The sequence below is a fragment of the Massilia sp. Soil_C_3 genome, assembly GCF_057657035.1.
This window is the reverse complement of the sequence record NZ_JBDGJG010000010.1, coordinates 40,456-58,739: the sequence shown is the minus strand read 5'-3', so window position 1 is coordinate 58,739 and position 18,284 is coordinate 40,456. Positions and strand designations below refer to the sequence as shown.

Here is an 18,284-nt window from a genome sequence, read left to right as displayed (position 1 = left end):
CCTTGCCGGGTCGCGGTCCGATTATCGTTGCTGAGGCTGCCTGAAGCAAGGAGTTGTTCCTCTACAATGCCAAAGCAGGCATCCACAGGCGGAATTCGGCGCCTGCGCCTTCCGCTCCCGGCGCCAGACTCAGCACGCCGCCATGCACCTCGACGATCGAGCGCGCCATGTACAAACCGAGGCCGCTGCCGGGCAGGCCGGCGGCGTTGCGGCCGCGGTAGCCCTTGTCGAACACCCGCGCCATGTCTTCCGGCGGCACGCCGGCGCCGCCGTCGATCACCGCCAGTTCGACCCCGCCGCCGCTGCGCCGCGCACGCAGGATCACGGGCGCCGACGGCGGCGAAAACGCCAGCGCATTGTCGATCAAGACCTTGAGCGCCAGCCGCAGGCCTTCCGGCTCCCCGCGCAGGGTCAGTGGAAGCTCCTCGAGCCGCAGCACGGCTTCGCGGCCGGCCGCGCGGATCTGGGTGGCGCCGCTTTCCACCAGGTCGCTCACGGTGATCGTGTTCGGCTGGCGCGCGCGGCCGAGCGCGGTCATGCGGTCCGGCGACAGGTATTCGTCGAGCATCCCGATCAGGCGGTCGACCGCGGCGCCGATCTTGCGGTAGCGCGTGCGCGTGGGCTCGTCGGCGTGGCTCGACGTCGCCTCGAGGCGCTGGATGGCGCCGTCGATGGTGGCCAGCGGGGTGCGGAATTCGTGGTTGAGCATGCTGGCAAAGCGCTTCTGCTCGCTTTGATGGCCGCGCCGCGCCGACAGGTCGCGCAGCTGCCCGACCAGGGTCGGTGCAGCATCGGCCGACACCGTGGCCAGGCCTTCCAGCGCAAGCGGCCGGCCTTCGGCGTCGAACAGGTCGAATTCGCGCTGGCTGCGCGCGCCGGGCTCGCCGCCGGCCGCCTCGCGCAGCCAGGCCGCGAGCGGCGCCAGGGGCGAGACGCCGTCGCCGTCGAGCGCCCGCTGCAGCGCCGCGCGGTCGAAGCCGCTCAGCGCGCCGAAGGCGGGACTGAGGTACGCAAGGCGGCGCGCCGGCAGCGCAATGGCGAAGGCCACGTCGCCGCCCAGTTCGGCGATCTCACGGTACTGCCGCGCCGGCAAGGCCTCGTCGTCTTGGCGCCCCTGCACGGAGGACTGGGCGGCGGTATCGGGACTGGACGTCATCGGGATCTTTCTTAACCAACTGGCAAGTGTTCGAGGTTTACCGCCAAGTATATAGCTGTGCAACAATATTTGTGAACTATATCGGCAAGATCCATTTCATGATCTGCGCGAATAGATATTGAACAGCAGGTGTTAGCTTAAGCGGGTTATAAACAAATGCGCCACGCAGATGGTAGTTGAGGGATAATTCGCGCACCATGAACGATACCGCAACCCTCCCCCCGCTCCCAGACCGGCTGTCGATCGACCCGAGCAGCCCTTTCCATAACCGCGACGTGTTCCAGCACGAGATCGGCATTCGCTTCAACGACAAGGATCGTTACGACGTCGAAGAATATTGTCTCAGCGAAGGCTGGATCAAGGTCGCCGCCGGCAAGACCCTCGATCGCAAGGGCAAGCCGATGCTCATCAAGCTCAAGGGCAAGGTCGAAGCTTTCTACAAATGATTCAAGGGCCGCATGCGGCCCTTTTTCACGCGGCCTCGCGCCGCTTCCCTTCCCCGCCAGCGCTCAGGCGAGCGAGCGCGACGCCAGCTCCAGCCCCAGTCCGATCAGGAACGCCAGGAAGCACTGCCTGAAGCGTTTGGCGCTGATGCGCGCCCGGATCGCCTGCCCCAGCCACATTCCCAGCAGCGCCGGCGCGATGGCCAGCGCCGACAGGCCCAGTTGCTCGAATGCGAAGGCGCCGTGGGTCGCCAGGCCGATGGCCAGCGCCACGGTCGATACGGTGAACGACAGGCCGAGCGCCTGCACCAGTTCATCCTTGTCCAGCCGCAGCGCCTGCAGATAGGGCACGGCCGGCACCACGAACACCCCGGTGGCGCCGGTGACCAGTCCCGTCGCCACGCCCACCACCGGCCCCAGCCAGGTCTCATGCCGCGGCGGCAGCGCCGGGCTCGGCGCCGCCAGCGCATAGCCGGCGTACAGGATCAGGGTCAGGCCCAGCGCCAGGCTCGCAGTCTGCGGATCGACCCGCGCCAGCAGCACCACGCCGCCGGCCGTGCCGACCACGGTCCCCAGCAGCATCGGCCACAGGCGCGCCACCAGCCGGAGAACGCCCGGTCCCGCCTTCATCTGCAGGACGTTGGTCACGAAGGACGGCAGCACCAGCAGCGCCGCGGCGGCGGCCGGCGTCATGGCCATGCCCAGCAGGCCCATGGCGACCGTGGGCAGGCCCATGCCGGTGACGCCCTTGACCAGGCCCGCGGCCAGGAAAGTCGCGGCCAGGATGGCCAGCAGGAAGGTAGATTCGTTCATGACGCGTATTGAATCAGCGCGCCAGGCCCGGCACAATGCGGTTTTCACGTCGTTGCCTTCGGTCTCTCCGAAGGCAGCGAAAGACTATGAAGGGCATCCCATGCGCCTCGACCTGGCCGACCTGCAGCTGTTCCTTTGCATCCTCGACGCCGGCAGCATCTCGGCCGGCGCCGCGCGCGCCAACCTGGCGCTGGCGTCGGCCAGCGAGCGGCTGCGCAGCATCGAACTCGATGCCGGCGTGACGCTGTTCGAACGCCATCCGCGTGGCGTGGTCGCCACCCAGGCCGGCGAGGCGCTGGCCCACCACGCACGCCTCATCCTGCGCCAGCAGGCGCTGCTCAAAGGCGAGCTGCGCGACTTCGCGCTGGGCGCCCAGGGCACGCTGCACCTGCATGCCAATACCGCCGCGCTGGCCGAATTCCTGCCGCGCCGGCTGGCGCCCTGGCTGGCCGAGCGGCCGCGCCTGCACGTCGAACTGAAGGAGCGCACCAGTGCCGACATCGTGCGCGCGATCGCGGCCGGACTGGTCGAGGCGGGCGTGGTGTCGGATGCGGTCGAGGCGCCGGGCCTGCACCTGCAGCCGGTCGAACGCGACCACCTGGTGCTGATCATGGCGCCGACTCACCGGCTGGCGGCAGCGAACGCGCTGCGCCTGGCGGACGTGCTGCATGAAGCCTTCGTCGGGCTGACGCATGGCAGCGCCTTGCAGGACTATATCGACGCCCAGGCCATGGACGCCGGACGCGCGCTGGCGCTGCGCATCCGAATGACGACGTTCACGGGATTATGCGAGATGGTGGGGCATGGCGTGGGCATCGGGATCGTGCCGCAGAACGTGGCCAGCCGCAACCGGCGCCGCCACGGCTTGCGCACGATCGCGCTCGACGAACCGTGGGCGCGGCGCCAGCTATGCCTGTGCTGGAAGGACTGGGATGATTTGTCGTCGCCGATGCGCAGCCTGTTCACTCACCTTGGTGAACGCCGCCTGCTGCATAAGCACGTCGTTCCCGCGCAGGCGGGAACCTAAGCTCCCTAGCATTGCCACTTACTTCGAATATAGTGGAGTGCCTGCAAACTTGGGTTCCCGCCTGCGCGGGAACGACGTGCATGCGTTACGGTGAAGGGGTAGCGGATCAGTCATCCAGCGGAGCGAAGATCGCTTGCAGGTCTTCCTGCGTCAGCGCCATCTTCTGCGACTCGCCTTCGGACAGGATCGACTGCGCCAGTTCGGACTTCTTCTGCTGCAGCAGCTGGATTTTTTCTTCCAGCGTGCCTTTCGCGATCAGCTTGTACACGAATACCGGCTTGTCTTGCCCGATGCGCCAGGCGCGGTCGGTCGCTTGATTTTCGGCCGCCGGGTTCCACCACGGGTCGTAGTGGATCACGGTATCGGCCGCGGTGAGATTGAGGCCCACGCCGCCGGCTTTCAGGCTGATCAGGAAGATCGGCACCGCACCTTGCTGGAAGGCCGCCACCTGGGCCGAGCGGTCGCGCGTCTCGCCGGTGAGGATGGCGTACGGGATGTTGCGCGCATCGAGTTCTTCCTCGATCAGGCCGAGCATGCTGGTGAACTGCGAGAACACGAGGATCTTGCGGCCTTCGCCCAGCAGGTCTTCGACCATCTGCATCAAGTCGGTCAGCTTGGCCGACACCGCCGCCGTGTTCTTCTTGGACGGCATCGACTTGACCAGGCGCGGATCGCAGCAGACCTGGCGCAGCTTGAGCAGCGCCTCGAGGATGACGATCTGGCTGCGCGCCACGCCCTTGCGGTCGATCTCGTCGCGCACCTTCTTGTCCATCGCCAGGCGCACGGTCTCGTACAGGTCGCGCTGCGGGCCGGACAGCTCGATGCGGCGCACCATCTCGGTCTTCTCTGGCAGTTCCTTGGCCACGTGGTCTTTCGTACGGCGCAGCAGGAAGGGACGGATGCGGCGGTTCAGCAGCGTGCGGCGCACCGGGTCATCTTGCCGCTCGATCGGATGGCGGAACTGCGTGTTGAAGGTCTTCTCGTCGCCCAGGAGGCCCGGGAGCAGGAAGTGGAACTGCGACCACAGCTCGCCCAGGTGGTTCTCGAGCGGGGTGCCCGACAGGCACAGGCGATGGCTGGCGTCGAGCGAGCCGGCCGTCTGCGCCGCCTTGGAGCGGGTGTTCTTGATGTAGTGCGATTCGTCCAGGATCACCAGGTGGTAGTGGTGCTTGCGCAGTTCTTCTTCATCGCGCGGCAGCAGCGCATAGGTGGTCAGGACGATGTCGGCGCCGTCGATCTGGTCGAACTGGTCCATGCGCTCCTTGCCCTGCAGGAGCAGCACCTTGAGGCTCGGCGCGAAGCGCGCGGCTTCGTCGAACCAGTTGGCCATCAGGCTGGTCGGGGCGATCACCAGGGCCGGGCTGGTGAGGCGGCCGGCTTCTTTCTCGGTGAGGATGTGGGCCAGCGTCTGCACCGTCTTGCCGAGACCCATGTCGTCGGCCAGGATGCCGCCCAGGTCGTACTCGCGCAGGAACTGCATCCACGACAGGCCGTCGAGCTGGTAGTCGCGCAAGGTGGCCTGCAAGCCGGCAGGCGCCTCGACCTTCTTCACGGCCCCGAACTGGCTCAGCTTGCGGCCGGTCTCGCGCAGGCGTTCGCCGCCGGTCCAGCGCAGCTCGACGCCGCGCGCCAGTTCTTCGAGGCGCGCCGCGTCCAGCGTGGACAGGCGCAGCTTGCCCTTGATCTTGTCGTTGAAATACAGCTCGCCCAGGGTGGCGAGGATCGGCTTGAGGCGGCCCCACGGCAACGCCACGCGCACGCCGTCAGGCAGGACGGCCAGCATCTGGTCGGCTTCGGCATGGGCGGCCAGCACGGCCGGGTCGAATTCGAGCGGCGCGCTGCGGATCAGCTGCACCAGCACCGGCAGCAGCGGCACGCGCTTCTTCGCCACCACGATGCCCAGCTCCAGCTCGAACCAGGCATTGCCTGCTTCGGCCGGTTCGTCGATATCGGCATACCAGTCTTCGACCGGGACGACGTCGTACCGGTACTTGTTCGATTTCTGCAGGTGCCAGCCAGCGTCGGACAGCGCGTCGACGTCGTTCTCGGCAAAGCGCAGCCAGTGCGCCTGGCTTTCGAGCTGCAGCGCGCCGGCCATGGCGTTGAACGGGGCGGTGGCCGGCTTGCGAAAGCCGATCTCGCCCAGCTTATCCAGGGCGTCGCTCTCGGCCTTCGGGTCGCGTTCGATGATTTCGGTAAGGTCGCCGATCTGGCGCACCACGCGCTGCGAGGGGTCGAACGAGACGCGCTGGCCGTCGTAGTCGAAGGCCAGCACGGCGAAGTCTTGCCAGCGCGTGACGTTGCCGTCGGCCAGCTGCACGGCATCGAGCAGCAGGTGCGGAATCGGTTTTACATCATTGCGCAGGCGCTGGGTGAGCGGCTGCGGCAATGGCATCAGCCCCTGCAGGCCGTGGGCCAGCAGCAGCTGCGAGACGCGTTTTTTATCGGTGCCGGTCAGGGCCGGGGCTTGCGCCACCAGGGCCTGCAGTTCGGCCAGCGAGATGTCGATGCCGCCGCGATTGAGTTCGAGCGGCCCGCAGGACAGGTTGTCGATGTACCACGGCGGATCGGTCGGCAGCATGTAGTCGATCTGGTCGGCCGCGCTGTGGGTGGCGGCGCCACCGACCGGCTCCACCGACCATCCGAGCTTGGACACGCGGCCTTCGTCGCGCCAGGCCAGGCTGGCCAGACGGGTCGGGCCGCCCTGCAGCGGGTAGACCAGGCCGCTGGCCATGTCGGACCACGAGTTCGCCCACAGCAGCTTGCCCTGGTCGAGCAGCATCTGCAGCAGGATCGCGCCCACTTTGCCTTTGGGTTCGGTGGCGCTGGTGCCCTGGGCCGACCCGCTGCGCATGGCGATGAAGAAGCGCACCAGGTCGACATCGTCGCCTTCGAGGTAGCTGGGGGGCGCCGACAGCAGCGAGAACACTTCGCTGACCGGGCTGGCCGCGGCCACGTCGCCGTTCGGACGCAGGCGCGCCTTGCACAGGCATAGCGCGACGTGGCGGCCGCCGCTGGTGGGCGCCATGACGTAGACGAATTTGTATTGCGCGGCCTTGGGGTCGACGACTTCATCGGTCAGCTTCGGCTGGGGGTGGGCCGCGGCCTCGACCCGTTGCAGCCAGCTCACCACCGGCGCCGGAAGGGCCGGGGAACGTGCGGGGGCGCGGACCGGAGGTGCGTCGCTGGCTTTCTCGCGAAGATAATCGACTGTGGTCATTGGGTCTCGTGGCTGCGTATCAAAAAAGGCAATAAACGGCATTATCTCGCATACGAACACTTCCGTTTTGTTCGGAATCGCACGTAGCGGACAAATCTCATCCGTGCGCAATGCGCACGCTTACACGTCAACCGGTTGTTCTCTCATGTCCGCGACACGCTGTCAAGACTGGCGCATCGTCGATGAGGGCGTATCATTGACCGCTTGGTCACCGATACAACGATTCAGACATGCTGCCCTCCATCGAACAACGCCTCGCCCAAGAACTCGCCGCCCGCCCGGCCCAGGTGGCCGCCGCCATCGCCTTGCTCGACGAAGGCGCCACCGTGCCCTTCATCGCGCGCTACCGCAAGGAGGCCACGGGCGGCCTCGACGACATCCAGCTGCGCCTGCTCGAAGAACGCCTGCGCTACCTGCGCGAACTCGAAGACCGGCGCGCCGCAATCGTCGCGTCGATCACGGAACAGAACAAGATGACGCCCGAGCTGATGCAGGCCATCGCCATGGCGGAAGACAAAACCCGCCTCGAAGACCTGTACCTGCCCTACAAGCAGAAGCGCCGCACCAAGGCCCAGATCGCGATCGAGGCCGGCCTGGCGCCGCTGGCCGAGGCCCTGCTGGCCGATCCAACCCTGAACCCGGAACAAGTCGCTGGTGAATACCTGCGCGAGGCATTCACCAATGCCGACGGCGGCGCCAATCCCGGCGTGGCGGACACCAAGGCCGCCCTGGACGGCGCGCGCCAGATCCTGATGGAGCGTTTTGCCGAGGATGCCGAACTGCTGCAATCGCTGCGCGAGTACGTGCAGGACCACGGCGTGGTCGAATCGAAGGTCGTCGCCGGCAAACAAGACGAGGGCGAAAAATTCGCCGACTACTTCGACTACAACGAGCCCCTCGCCGCCGTGCCGTCGCACCGCGCGCTGGCCCTGTTGCGCGGCCGCCGCGAGGGCGTGCTGGACGTCTCCCTGCGCCTGGATTCGGAACCCGAGAAGCCGAAGTGGGATGCGCCGCTGAACCCGTGCGAGGGCCGCATCGCGGCGCGCTTCGGCATCAAGACGCAAGGCCGCCCGGCCGACAAGTGGCTGCAGGACACCGCGCGCTGGACCTGGCGCGTAAAAAGCTTCATGCACCTGGATACCGAGTTGATGGGCGCCCTGCGCGACAAGGCGGAGCAGGACGCGATCGGCGTCTTCGCGCGCAACCTGAAAGCACTGCTGCTGGCGGCGCCGGCCGGCCAGCGCGCCACCATGGGCCTCGATCCGGGCCTGCGCACCGGCGTGAAAGTGGCCGTGGTCGACGCCACCGGCAAGGTGGTCGATACCGCCACCGTCTATCCGCACCAGCCGCGCAACGACTGGCATGGCGCGCTGCACACGCTGGGCCAGCTGGCAGCGAAGCACAATGTGTCGCTGATCTCGATCGGCAACGGCACCGGCTCGCGCGAGACCGACAAGCTGGCGCAAGACCTGATCAAGCAAAACCAGGAACTCAAGCTGACCAAGATCGTGGTGTCCGAGGCGGGCGCCTCGGTCTATTCGGCCTCGGAGTTCGCCTCGCGCGAACTGCCCGACATGGACGTGTCGCTGCGCGGCGCGGTCTCGATCGCGCGCCGCCTGCAGGATCCGCTGGCCGAACTGGTCAAGATCGATCCGAAGTCGATCGGCGTCGGCCAGTACCAGCACGACGTGTCGCAGACCCAGCTCGCGCGCTCGCTCGACGCGGTGGTCGAGGATTGCGTGAATGCCGTGGGCGTGGACGTGAACACCGCCTCGGCGCCGCTGCTGGCGCGGGTCTCGGGCCTGTCGAACACGGTGGCCCAGGGCATCGTGGCCTACCGCGACGCCAACGGCGCCTTCGCCTCGCGCGCGGCGCTGAAAAAGGTTCCCCGGTTGGGCGACAAGACCTTCGAGCAGGCGGCGGGCTTTTTGCGCGTGGTGAACGGCGCCAATCCGCTGGACGCATCGGCGGTGCACCCGGAATCGTATCCGGTGGTCGAAAAAATCCTGGCCGACGTCAAGCGCGACATGAAGGCCGTGATCGGCGACGCCGGGCTGCTCAAGGGTTTGAATCCGTCGAAGTACGCGGACGACAAATTCGGCGTGCCGACCGTCAGCGACATCCTGAAGGAACTGGAAAAACCGGGCCGCGACCCGCGTCCGGAATTCACCACCGCCACCTTCAAGGAAGGCGTGGAAGAGATCTCGGACCTGCGTCCGGACATGATCCTGGAAGGCGTCGTGACCAATGTCGCGGCCTTCGGCGCCTTCGTGGACATCGGCGTGCACCAGGATGGGCTGGTCCACATCTCGGCGCTGTCGAACACCTTCGTGAAGGATCCGCACACGGTGGTCAAGGCCGGCCAGGTGGTCAAGGTCAAGGTGCTCGAAGTGGATCCCAAGCGCAAGCGCATCGCGCTGACCATGCGCCTGTCGGACAGCGCGCCGCAGGCCGGTTCGCGGCCGGAACAGCGCGCCGACCGCACGGACGCCAAGCGCGTGGCCCAGAACGGGCGCCAGGAACGTTCGGCGCCGCAGTCCAATAATGCGATGGCGGACGCATTTGCCAAGCTGCGCGCAAAATAAGCGGATGCTGCGGCTGGCCAGCGTCGATCCCGACAACCCTGACGCACGGCGACTGGTCGCGGAACTCGATACGACGCTGGCAGCGATCACGGGCGACAGCGGCGCCTCGTCGTTCGATCCGCAGGATTGCCGGGGGGCCGGCGCGGTCTTCGTGATCGCCTATGACACGCAAGGCGCCGCGGTCGGCTGCGGCGCGCTGCGTCCGCTCGAAGAAGGGGTGGGTGAAATCAAGCGGATGTATGCGCGCCCCGGCAGCGGGGCCGGCGCGGCTATCCTCGCTGAGCTGGAACGGCTGGCCGCCAGTTACGGTTATGGCGCGCTATGGCTGTCGACCCGGCGCGTGAACCTGCGCGCGGTCGGCTTCTACGAACGGCACGGCTACGCCGAGGTATCGCCCTACGGCCGCTACGTCGGCCGCGCCGTCTCGATCTGCCTGGGAAAAACGTTTATCCGCTGTGCTTCATGAACATGCCGATCAGGTAGACCGTCAGGCAGCCGAAGCCGATCAGGAGCATGCGCGCCTGCGGGATGGCCGGCAGGCCGGTCTTCTTGATGTGCAGGGCGTCGCGCACCAGCAGCACGGCATACACCAGGGCCGCCAGGCCGGACAGGATGTCACCCACGCTGGAGCGCGTGATGCCACTATAGATGTTCAGCAGGCCGGGAATGCCCAGCAGGGCGGCGATCACGAAGTTCATGTTCGGCGATGGTACGCGCGGGCGGGGTTGCTGCATCTCTACTCCAATTATCGAATGACAAACCGGACGATCATACCGCAATGCCGGCTGCATGCCGTCACATCCCGGGCAGTCGCAGGGTCGAGCCCTGGGTCATGATCTTCACCAGGAAGCTGCCGACGAAGGCGCCGAAGCAGATGTAGCCGATCAGGGTGACGCGCGGCGACTCCAGCAGCGCCGCGCGGCCTGCCCGGCGCTGCAACGCGCACCAGGCCAGGTACAGCGCCATCATCAGGGGCCCTAGCGCGAAGAAGATACCGGCGAACCAGCCGCGAGAGAGGGCGGTGGCGATATCGAACAAGGCGGGCAGACCGAGCACGGCCGCGAACGCCCACATGGCCACGGGGGGCAAGGTAGCAAACGTCTTCATCGTGTTTCTTGGTAATCTTGAACTGGTCGATGATACCGCAGACGACCGGCTGCCGACGGCCATGCTTCGCACATCGATTTCTTATAGAATGTCGCCATCTACTTATTCCTTTTCTTCAAAGGCAGAATCAAATGAGCGACGTGCAAACCTGGATCAAAGAAACCGTGACCTCCACCCCGGTCGTGCTGTTCATGAAGGGCACCGCCCAGTTCCCGCAGTGCGGCTTCTCGGGCCGCGCCATCCAGATCCTGAAGGCCTGCGGCGTTGACAACGTTGCCACCGTCAATGTGCTGGACGACCCTGAAGTGCGCCAGGGCATCAAGGACTTCTCGAACTGGCCAACCGTGCCACAGCTGTACGTGAACGGCGAGTTCATCGGCGGCACCGACATCATGAACGAGATGTACGACTCCGGCGAACTGCAGGCCCTGCTGAAAAACGGCTGATCGCATGGCCGCGCGTCGGATCGTCATCGCCATCACCGGCGCGACCGGCGCGGCCTATGGCGTGCAGCTGCTGCGGCGGCTGCACACCACCCCGGGCGTCGAGACCCACCTGGTCGTTTCCGACGCCGCTTCCCTCACCCTGCACCAGGAACTCGGCCTGCAGCGGCGCGACGTCGAAGCGCTGGCCCACGTCGTCCATCGCAACCGCGACGTCGGCGCCTCGATCGCCAGCGGCTCGTTCCAGACCGACGGCATGGTGATCGCCCCCTGTTCGATGAAGACGCTGGCGGCGGTGGCCCATGGTTTTTCTGATAACCTTGTGACACGCGCGGCCGACGTGATCCTGAAGGAACGCCGGCGCCTGGTCCTGATGGTGCGCGAAACGCCCTTCAACCTGGCCCACTTGCGCAATATGACGGCCGTGACCGAAATGGGCGGCATTATCTTCCCTCCCCTGCCAAGCTTCTATCACCGGCCGGCGACGATTGCGGACATGGTCGAGCACACGGTGGACCGTGTCGTGGATTTATTAGGGATAGAGAATACCCAAGCCGCCCGCTGGGGCGGCATGAAGGGCGAACAAGACGCCTGAACGCGCGCCAGCGTCCTGCCGGCGCACGCGTTCAGCGTTTGTCGTCGTATTTGTCTTCGGACTTCTTCAACTCGCGCGCCTCTTCAAGCATTCGTCGCCGGGCGTTGCGTTCTCGCATGACCTCGGCATGACGCGCTGCCGTCATGGGCGGCGCCGTCATCAAATCCTTGAGCTGGGCGGTATTGGCGTAGTTGTTTCGCATGCGTCAGCTGCTCCTGGGTGGTCCTGGGGCGGTGGCGAACATGCTGCCACCTGAACAGATTATGACCCAGCTGCGGCCGTTTGTGCGGCCCGGCATGACGAAAAGTGCAAGCCCGGGGGAAGCCGGCTTACTTCGCTTCTGGTTTCTGGTGATTCATGCGCACCAGCATGCGGATGAACTCACGCGCCAGCTGGCGGTGATGTTCATCCAGGCGTTGCAGGTCGGCGATCAGCTTGACATCGGCCGATTCGAAGCGGGCGCCACCACCGTTGGCGGCGTCAAGGCTGGCGGCCTGTTCGGCGCCGCCGAAGCGCAGCCAGTCGGCCGGCACGCCCAGCCATTGGGCGATCATGCGCAGCTTTTCCTGGGTGGGGATGGCTTCGCCTACCAGCCATTTGCGGGCGGCGTGGACCGTGATCGGACGGCCTTCGAAGCGGATATTAAATTCTCGGGCGAGGCGGGTCGGGCTGTCGGGAGAGTAGTGTGCGTTCTTCAGCGCCTGCTGCAGTCGCTCACTGAAGCTCTCCCGTTCATTCGTTGAATTCATCGTGATACTGGGTTGTTGAGACTGGACGGGCGGCTACCTCTCCCTTGTGGATGAGAAGCCATAGGGTCCAAATCATACAACTAAAATGTAACAATGATGTGGTTTTTTAAGAGTTTTTACGCTCATTGCAACTAATACCCAACAGCAACCCAGCGAAGTAGGATTCTCGCGAAATATTCTATTATTCGAAATGAATGAGTGTACGCACCATTACTTAGTCAGGATGACTGGAATGAGCGTGCCAAAAAAATTGTATCCTATTGTTACAAATCGCGTGTTAGATTTGTTGAAATCTCACCACGCCGTCGTTAGTAATTACCCGACATAAATGACCGTCACGCCAGAGCTTGTGCAGGTGGGCGAGAGCCTCGCCCAGCGCAAAACTGAGCTGGTGCGCGTCGAGCGGCCGCCGGAACATGATCGGCACGATGTCGGTCGCCGAGCGTGGCGTGGCGCAGGCCTCGATCACCTCGGCCAGGCGCGCCACGTGGTGCTCGCGCAGCTGGGCGATACGGGTGTGCAGGCCGCGGAAGGGCTTGCCGTGCGACGGCAGCACCAGCACGTCCCCGGGCAGGTCGGCGAACTTCGACAGCGAATCGAGATACAGCTGGAGCGGATTGCCCTCGGGCTCGACCGCGAACACCGAGACATTGGTCGAGATGCGCGGCAACACCATATCGCCCGAGACCAGTACGTTGAGCGCCGCGCAGTAGAGCGAGGCGTGTTCCGGCGAGTGGCCGAAGCCGGTGATCACGCGCCACGCCTGGCCGCCGATCGTGACGAGCTGGCCGTCCTGCAGCCGGGTATAGGCTTCCGGTACCGACGGCACCAGCGAAGGATAGTAATTGCGGCGGCTGCGCATCTGGTCCAGCATCGCCGCATCGACCAGGCCGTGGCGCTCGAAATGGGGAATGGCCGACGGCCCGTCCACGCCGGGCAGCGCCGCCGCCATCATGCGCATGAAGCCGAACTCGCCGGTGGTAGTCCAGAACGGCGCCCCGGAGCGCGCGCTCAGCCAGCCGGCCAGGCCGACGTGGTCGGGATGGCAATGGGTCGCGATCACGCGCACCAGGGGTTGACCGTCCAGGCCTTGCGCCAGGACCTGTTCCCAGGCGGCGCGGGTGGCATCGGTGCCGGCGCCGGTATCGACCAGGCTCCAGCCGCGCCGTTCCTCGAGTTCGTCGTCCAGCAGCCACACATTGATATGGTCCAGCGCAAACGGCAACGGCATGCGCGCCCAGCGCAGGCCCGGCACGACCTCGTGCACGGCGCCGGGAGCGGGGATGGTGTCGCCAAATGGATAATCCAGCTGGGCTTCGAGGGCATTCATGGCAATCTTTCGTTTTCCGGGTCGGAGGACCGCGCTACAATGTGGCGAAACTGACAGTTAACGTAAACGGCAATCACAGTATCATTTTTCGATTCCAAGCGATACCCGCGAACGTTTCCCAACCGCCTCGACACCCATGCCCACTACCTATACCATCGCCGAACTGGCTCGCGAATTCGATATCACCGCAAGGGCGATCCGTTTTTATGAAGACCAGGGCCTGCTCAGCCCCAAGCGCGAGGGCGTGGGCGGACGCAACCGTGTGTACACCCCGCGCGACCGCACCCGCCTGAAACTGACCCTGCGCGGCAAGCGCCTCGGCCTGACCCTGTCCGAAATTAAGAGCATCGTCGACATGTATGAGTCGCCGCGGGATACCGTGGCCCAGATCAACCGCTTCCTGGGCGTGCTGGCCCAGCAGCGCCTGACCCTGGAGCAGCAGCGCGCCGATATCGAGATGGCGCTGGAAGAGATTTCGGCCCATGAGGAAGAATGCCGTCGCCTGCTGAGCGAGGACGAGACGGCGCGCGACGTGGCGTGAAGTTCGCCTTGCCATGTCGGTGGCAAGGCCTGCAGACACGAAGACATTCAATCCGCAATGGCGATCGGCGCCATGCGGATTAAATGCATGCCTGGATCAGGTCCCGATTGCGGGGCCGAAACGATATCGCCGGCTAGATATTGAAGCATCCCCCCATCCATCCCGAATTGGTCTTCCGGAACTCGGCGAGCGCCGTCCGGCATTGACCCAATGTCGCATACTTCCCGATACTCTTGAGATTCTGATTATTGCTCTGCCAAACCTTTAATTCGTAATGTGCCGTACTGGCGAACGCAAAGGTGGCACTCGTTGACAGCAATAGTATAAGCAGTAGCGTTTTCATGGTTTGTCTCCAGCTATGGTTGGCAACTATCAGAATCTATATGCGACAGAGTTTCCTCGACCTCCTTCCGGTTATTTCCTCTTGTTCGGCACCCGGACTGCGGCATGGTTCGGACCATGCCTAAGGCCTGTTGCGCGCATTGCTTTCGATCCGCCTGGGCGCCAATCCAGCGCCGAAAAACAAATTAAATATTTCCAGCGAAAATCTTTATTTTTTTATCCCCGACGACAGAGGCTAAGTGTGTTTTCCGAGGATAACAACAAAGATCAGCTGGTGGCTAGCTTATGGTGCAAATACAACATTTAGCATACATCAATCTATTCTATTCTTTTTATGCCTTTTAAGAATCGTAGAACCGCTATTTGCTTCACCAGCCGATAATCAAACGTTTATGCTTGGTGACATGCTTTTATTGTCATCCTCATCAGCATGACGTCTATCCTGATACGGCAGCGTTGTCGCCGGTTGAAGAGGCTGTCGTAGCCGACCTCACTTTACGTTTACGTTAACGTAACAGGCGAGTATGATATTCGTTCACTGGCTCCACCTGCCCAACCACCGTTCACCGTGAGGACGACATGCTGCATCTCCCAGGCTTGACCTTTGACCATGGCGACGACATCGCCGCGCTGCGCGAAGCAGTCCAACAGTTCGCGGCGAGCGAAATCGCCCCGCGCGCGGCTGAAATCGACCGCAGCGATCAGTTCCCGATGGACTTGTGGAAGAAGATGGGCGAACTGGGCCTGCTGGGCATCACCGTCAGCGAGGAATACGGCGGCGCCAATATGGGTTACCTGGCCCACATCGTCGCGATGGAAGAAATCTCGCGCGCCTCGGCCTCGGTCGGCCTGTCCTACGGCGCCCACTCGAACCTGTGCGTCAACCAGATCAAGCGCAACGGCAACGAGGAACAGAAGCGCAAATACCTGCCCAAGCTGATCTCGGGCGAGCACGTCGGCGCGCTGGCGATGTCCGAGCCGAACGCCGGTTCCGACGTGGTCAGCATGAAGCTGCGCGCCGACCTCAAGGGCGACCGCTATTTGCTGAACGGCAGCAAGATGTGGATCACCAACGGTCCGGACGCCGACACCCTGGTGGTGTACGCCAAGACCGACCTCGAGGCAGGTGCGCGCGGCATGACCGCCTTCCTGATCGAAAAAGGATGCAAGGGATTCTCGGTTGCCCAGAAACTGGACAAGCTGGGCATGCGCGGCTCGCACACCGGCGAACTGGTGTTCCAGGATTGCGAAGTGCCTGTGGAAAACGTGCTGGGCGGCGTCGGCAAGGGCGTCAACGTTCTGATGTCGGGCCTCGATTTCGAGCGCACCGTGCTGTCCGGCGGCCCGCTGGGCATCATGTCGGCCTGCATGGACGTCGTGGTGCCGTATATCCACGACCGCAAGCAGTTCGGCCAGGCGATCGGAGAGTTCCAGCTGATGCAGGGCAAAATCGCCGACATGTATTCGACCATGATGGCTTGCCGCGCGTATGTGTATGCGGTGGGCCAGGCCTGCGACCGCGCCACGATGCCAGAACAGGTGCGCGCCCTGCGCAAGGACGCCGCCGGCGCCATCCTGTACAGCGCCGAAAAGGCCACCTGGATGGCGGGCGAAGCGATCCAGACCCTGGGCGGCAACGGCTACATCAATGAATACCCGGTCGGCCGCCTGTGGCGCGACGCCAAGCTGTACGAGATCGGCGCCGGCACCAGCGAAATCCGCCGCATGCTGATCGGCCGCGAGCTGTTTGGCGAGACGGCGTAAATTATTTTTGTTAGCGTCAGTACGTCGTTCCCGCGCAGGCGGGAACCCAAGTGCTCAAACAGGCCAGCGACATCAAACGCTACCAGGACGCGAATAACTTGGGTTCCCGCCTCCGCGGGAACGACGGAGCATCGTTTACCGGTTAAACGAACACCACCACTTTTCGGAGACACATCATGAACGATCCAGTCGTCATCGTCGGCGCAGCGCGCACCCCGATGGGCGCCTTCCAGGGCGATTTTTCTTCCAAGACCGCGAGCGACCTCGGCGCGGTGGCGATCAAGGCGGCGGTCGAGCGCGCCGGCGTCGCCCCTGATGCGGTCGAGCACGTCTACTTCGGCAACTGCCTGATGGCCGGCCAGGGCCAGGCCCCGGCGCGCCAGGCGCTGATCAAGGCCGGCCTGCCGATGTCGACCGGCGCCGTCACGCTGTCCAAGATGTGCGGTTCGGCGATGCAGGCCGCCATCTTCGCCCACGACCAGCTGGTGGCCGGCAGCGCCGACATCGTGGTCGCCGGCGGCATGGAGTCGATGACGGGTGCGCCCTACCTGATCCCGAAGGCGCGCGGCGGCTATCGCATCGGCCACGCGCCGATGTTCGACCACATGATGCTCGACGGCCTCGAAGACGCCTACTCGCGCAACGAGAAAACCGGCGAAGGCCGCTCGATGGGCACTTTCGCCGAAGAGTGCGTGGCCACCTACCAGTTCACGCGCGAGGAACAGGACGCGTTCGCGATCGCCTCGGTCAAGCGTGCCCAGGCCGCCGCCACCGATGGTGGCTTTGACTGGGAAATCGCACCGGTCCTAGTTGCCAGCCGCGCGGGCGACACCGTGATCGACAAGGACGAAGGCCCGCAGAAGGCCAAGGTCGACAAGATCCCGACGCTCAAGCCGGCATTCAAGAAGGATGGCACCGTGACCGCCGCCTCGTCGTCGTCGATCAACGACGGCGCCGCCGCATTGGTGATGATGCGCGAATCGAAGGCGAAAGAACTCGGCCTGACCCCGATCGCGCGCGTGCTGGGCCACGCCACCCACGCGCAAGAGCCGAACCTGTTCACCACCGCCCCGATCGGCGCGATGCACAAGCTGTTCAAGAAGACCGGCTGGACGGCCGGCGACGTCGACCTGTTCGAGATCAACGAAGCCTTCGCCGCGGTGCCGATGGCCGCCATGCGCGACCTCGACATCCCGCACAGCAAGGTCAACGTCCACGGCGGCGCCTGCGCGCTGGGCCACCCGATCGGCGCTTCCGGCGCGCGCATCATCGTCACGTTGCTCGGCGCGTTGAAGCGCAACGGCGGCAAGCGCGGCGTGGCGTCGCTGTGCATCGGCGGCGGCGAAGCCACCGCCATGGCGATCGAGCTGGTGTAATCCCGTCCGACCGGTGCGCCGCAGTGCTGAACAACCATGGTGAACAAACCATGCGAACATTGAGGATTCAACCGTTCACAGGGAGTTCATCATGCCAACCGCACTGATCATCGGCGCCTCGCGCGGCATCGGCCACGAAATGGTCCGCCAGTACCGGCTTGAGGGCTGGCGCGTCATCGCCACCGCGCGCAAGCAGGAAGACTGCGATGAACTGGTCCATCTTGGCGCCGAGGCCCACCAGCTCGACGTCACGGTGGCCGATTCGATCGCGGCGCTGGCCTGGCGCCTGGACGATGAACAGGTCGACGCCGCCTGGCTGGTGGCCGGCGTCTACGGCCCGACCCACGGCAGCTTCCCGACCGGTCCCGAATTCGACGCCGTCATGCACACCAATGTGCTCGCGGCGATGCGCCTGATCCCGGTCATCGGACCGCTGCTGGCCGACACGCGCGGCAAGCTGGCGGTCGTCTCCTCGCGCATGGGATCGATCGGCGAACGCACGGGCACCGAAGGCACGCTGTACCGCGCCAGCAAGGCAGCGCTCAACTCGGTGCTGAAGGACGCGTCGATCACCTATGGCGCGCAAGGCGTCACCTGCGTCGCCTTCCATCCGGGCTGGGTCCAGACCGATATGGGCGGCTCTGGCGCCAGCCTCACGCCAGAGCACAGCGTGCGCGATATGCGCGCCACCCTGGCCCGGGTGGACGCCAGCGCCAACGGCAGCTTCCTGAACCACGACGGCGCCGCCATCGCCTGGTAGGCAATCCCCACACATAAAAAACATACGAGACAC

Annotated in this window: 18 protein-coding genes; 10 read left to right on the top strand and 8 right to left on the bottom strand. The window is 64.8% G+C overall.

Annotated elements, in window-relative coordinates; genetic code table 11:
- Window positions 1-61: 61 nt before the first annotated feature.
- Window positions 62-1,156 (bottom strand): sensor histidine kinase, encoded by a 1,095-nt coding sequence (locus AC3A6F_RS20705; RefSeq protein ID WP_487684340.1) that lies wholly within the window; start codon window positions 1,154-1,156, stop codon window positions 62-64.
- Window positions 1,157-1,353: 197 nt separating this feature from the next.
- Here AC3A6F_RS20705 and AC3A6F_RS20700 point away from each other — a divergent pair, with 197 nt between their 5' ends.
- Window positions 1,354-1,602 carry a DUF3297 family protein gene (locus AC3A6F_RS20700; protein WP_123071180.1) on the top strand — a complete coding sequence of 83 codons (249 nt, stop codon included), beginning with the start codon at window positions 1,354-1,356 and terminating at the stop codon, window positions 1,600-1,602.
- Between the two features lie 63 nt (window positions 1,603-1,665).
- On the opposite strand, the gene AC3A6F_RS20695 is transcribed toward AC3A6F_RS20700, so the two are convergent.
- Complete coding sequence (locus AC3A6F_RS20695) at window positions 1,666-2,412, bottom strand: sulfite exporter TauE/SafE family protein (protein WP_487684336.1); 747 nt, start codon at window positions 2,410-2,412, stop codon at window positions 1,666-1,668.
- 100 nt (window positions 2,413-2,512) lie between these two features.
- Here AC3A6F_RS20695 and AC3A6F_RS20690 point away from each other — a divergent pair, with 100 nt between their 5' ends.
- Complete coding sequence (locus AC3A6F_RS20690) at window positions 2,513-3,439, top strand: LysR family transcriptional regulator (RefSeq protein WP_487684333.1); 927 nt, start codon at window positions 2,513-2,515, stop codon at window positions 3,437-3,439.
- 106 nt (window positions 3,440-3,545) lie between these two features.
- Here the strand turns inward: AC3A6F_RS20690 and AC3A6F_RS20685 are convergent, their stop codons facing one another.
- Entirely contained in the window at window positions 3,546-6,659 is a 3,114-nt protein-coding gene (locus AC3A6F_RS20685; RefSeq protein ID WP_487684330.1) for a DEAD/DEAH box helicase, read from the bottom strand.
- Between the two features lie 230 nt (window positions 6,660-6,889).
- Between AC3A6F_RS20685 and AC3A6F_RS20680 the strand changes: the two genes are divergently transcribed.
- Window positions 6,890-9,244, top strand: a complete 2,355-nt coding sequence (locus tag AC3A6F_RS20680) for a Tex family protein (protein WP_487684327.1) — start codon at window positions 6,890-6,892, stop codon at window positions 9,242-9,244.
- 4 nt (window positions 9,245-9,248) lie between these two features.
- Complete coding sequence (locus AC3A6F_RS20675; RefSeq protein ID WP_487684324.1) at window positions 9,249-9,710, top strand: GNAT family N-acetyltransferase; 462 nt, start codon at window positions 9,249-9,251, stop codon at window positions 9,708-9,710.
- Here the strand turns inward: AC3A6F_RS20675 and AC3A6F_RS20670 are convergent.
- Both AC3A6F_RS20670 and AC3A6F_RS20665 read right to left on the bottom strand, forming a co-directional pair.
- Window positions 9,691-9,978, bottom strand: a complete 288-nt coding sequence (locus AC3A6F_RS20670; protein WP_487684321.1) for a hypothetical protein — start codon at window positions 9,976-9,978, stop codon at window positions 9,691-9,693. The genes AC3A6F_RS20675 and AC3A6F_RS20670 overlap by 20 nt on opposite strands.
- 61 nt (window positions 9,979-10,039) lie before the next feature.
- Window positions 10,040-10,351 (bottom strand): hypothetical protein, encoded by a 312-nt coding sequence (locus AC3A6F_RS20665; protein WP_487684319.1) that lies wholly within the window; start codon window positions 10,349-10,351, stop codon window positions 10,040-10,042.
- A 131-nt stretch (window positions 10,352-10,482) separates the two neighbouring features.
- Here AC3A6F_RS20665 and grxD point away from each other — a divergent pair, with 131 nt between their 5' ends.
- Entirely contained in the window at window positions 10,483-10,797 is a 315-nt protein-coding gene (gene grxD / locus AC3A6F_RS20660; RefSeq protein ID WP_123070195.1) for a Grx4 family monothiol glutaredoxin, read from the top strand.
- A 4-nt stretch (window positions 10,798-10,801) separates the two neighbouring features.
- Window positions 10,802-11,389 (top strand): UbiX family flavin prenyltransferase, encoded by a 588-nt coding sequence (locus AC3A6F_RS20655; RefSeq protein WP_487684315.1) that lies wholly within the window; start codon window positions 10,802-10,804, stop codon window positions 11,387-11,389.
- Window positions 11,390-11,420: 31 nt separating this feature from the next.
- Here AC3A6F_RS20655 and AC3A6F_RS20650 read toward each other — a convergent pair whose 3' ends face one another.
- From AC3A6F_RS20650 to AC3A6F_RS20640, 3 genes are all read right to left on the bottom strand, one after another.
- The gene (locus AC3A6F_RS20650; protein ID WP_320474591.1) at window positions 11,421-11,591 is read right to left on the bottom strand and encodes a hypothetical protein; all 171 of its coding nucleotides are present in this window, start codon (window positions 11,589-11,591) and stop codon (window positions 11,421-11,423) included.
- Between the two features lie 127 nt (window positions 11,592-11,718).
- A complete protein-coding gene (locus AC3A6F_RS20645) occupies window positions 11,719-12,138 on the bottom strand; it encodes a hypothetical protein (protein WP_320474592.1) in 420 nt (139 codons plus the stop codon).
- Window positions 12,139-12,415: 277 nt separating this feature from the next.
- Window positions 12,416-13,468: an MBL fold metallo-hydrolase gene (locus tag AC3A6F_RS20640; RefSeq protein ID WP_487684310.1), complete on the bottom strand. Its 1,053-nt coding sequence runs from the start codon at window positions 13,466-13,468 to the stop codon at window positions 12,416-12,418.
- Window positions 13,469-13,604: 136 nt separating this feature from the next.
- Between AC3A6F_RS20640 and AC3A6F_RS20635 the strand changes: the two genes are divergently transcribed.
- The 4 genes from AC3A6F_RS20635 (at window position 13,605) to AC3A6F_RS20620 (ending at window position 18,251) form a co-directional block, all read left to right on the top strand.
- Window positions 13,605-14,009: a MerR family transcriptional regulator gene (locus AC3A6F_RS20635; protein ID WP_123070192.1), complete on the top strand. Its 405-nt coding sequence runs from the start codon at window positions 13,605-13,607 to the stop codon at window positions 14,007-14,009.
- Between the two features lie 921 nt (window positions 14,010-14,930).
- Window positions 14,931-16,115: an isovaleryl-CoA dehydrogenase gene (locus AC3A6F_RS20630; RefSeq protein WP_487684305.1), complete on the top strand. Its 1,185-nt coding sequence runs from the start codon at window positions 14,931-14,933 to the stop codon at window positions 16,113-16,115.
- Window positions 16,116-16,291: 176 nt separating this feature from the next.
- Window positions 16,292-17,491, top strand: a complete 1,200-nt coding sequence (locus AC3A6F_RS20625; protein WP_487684302.1) for an acetyl-CoA C-acyltransferase — start codon at window positions 16,292-16,294, stop codon at window positions 17,489-17,491.
- 91 nt (window positions 17,492-17,582) lie between these two features.
- The gene (locus AC3A6F_RS20620) at window positions 17,583-18,251 is read left to right on the top strand and encodes an SDR family oxidoreductase (protein WP_487684299.1); all 669 of its coding nucleotides are present in this window, start codon (window positions 17,583-17,585) and stop codon (window positions 18,249-18,251) included.
- Window positions 18,252-18,284 lie beyond the last annotated feature (33 nt).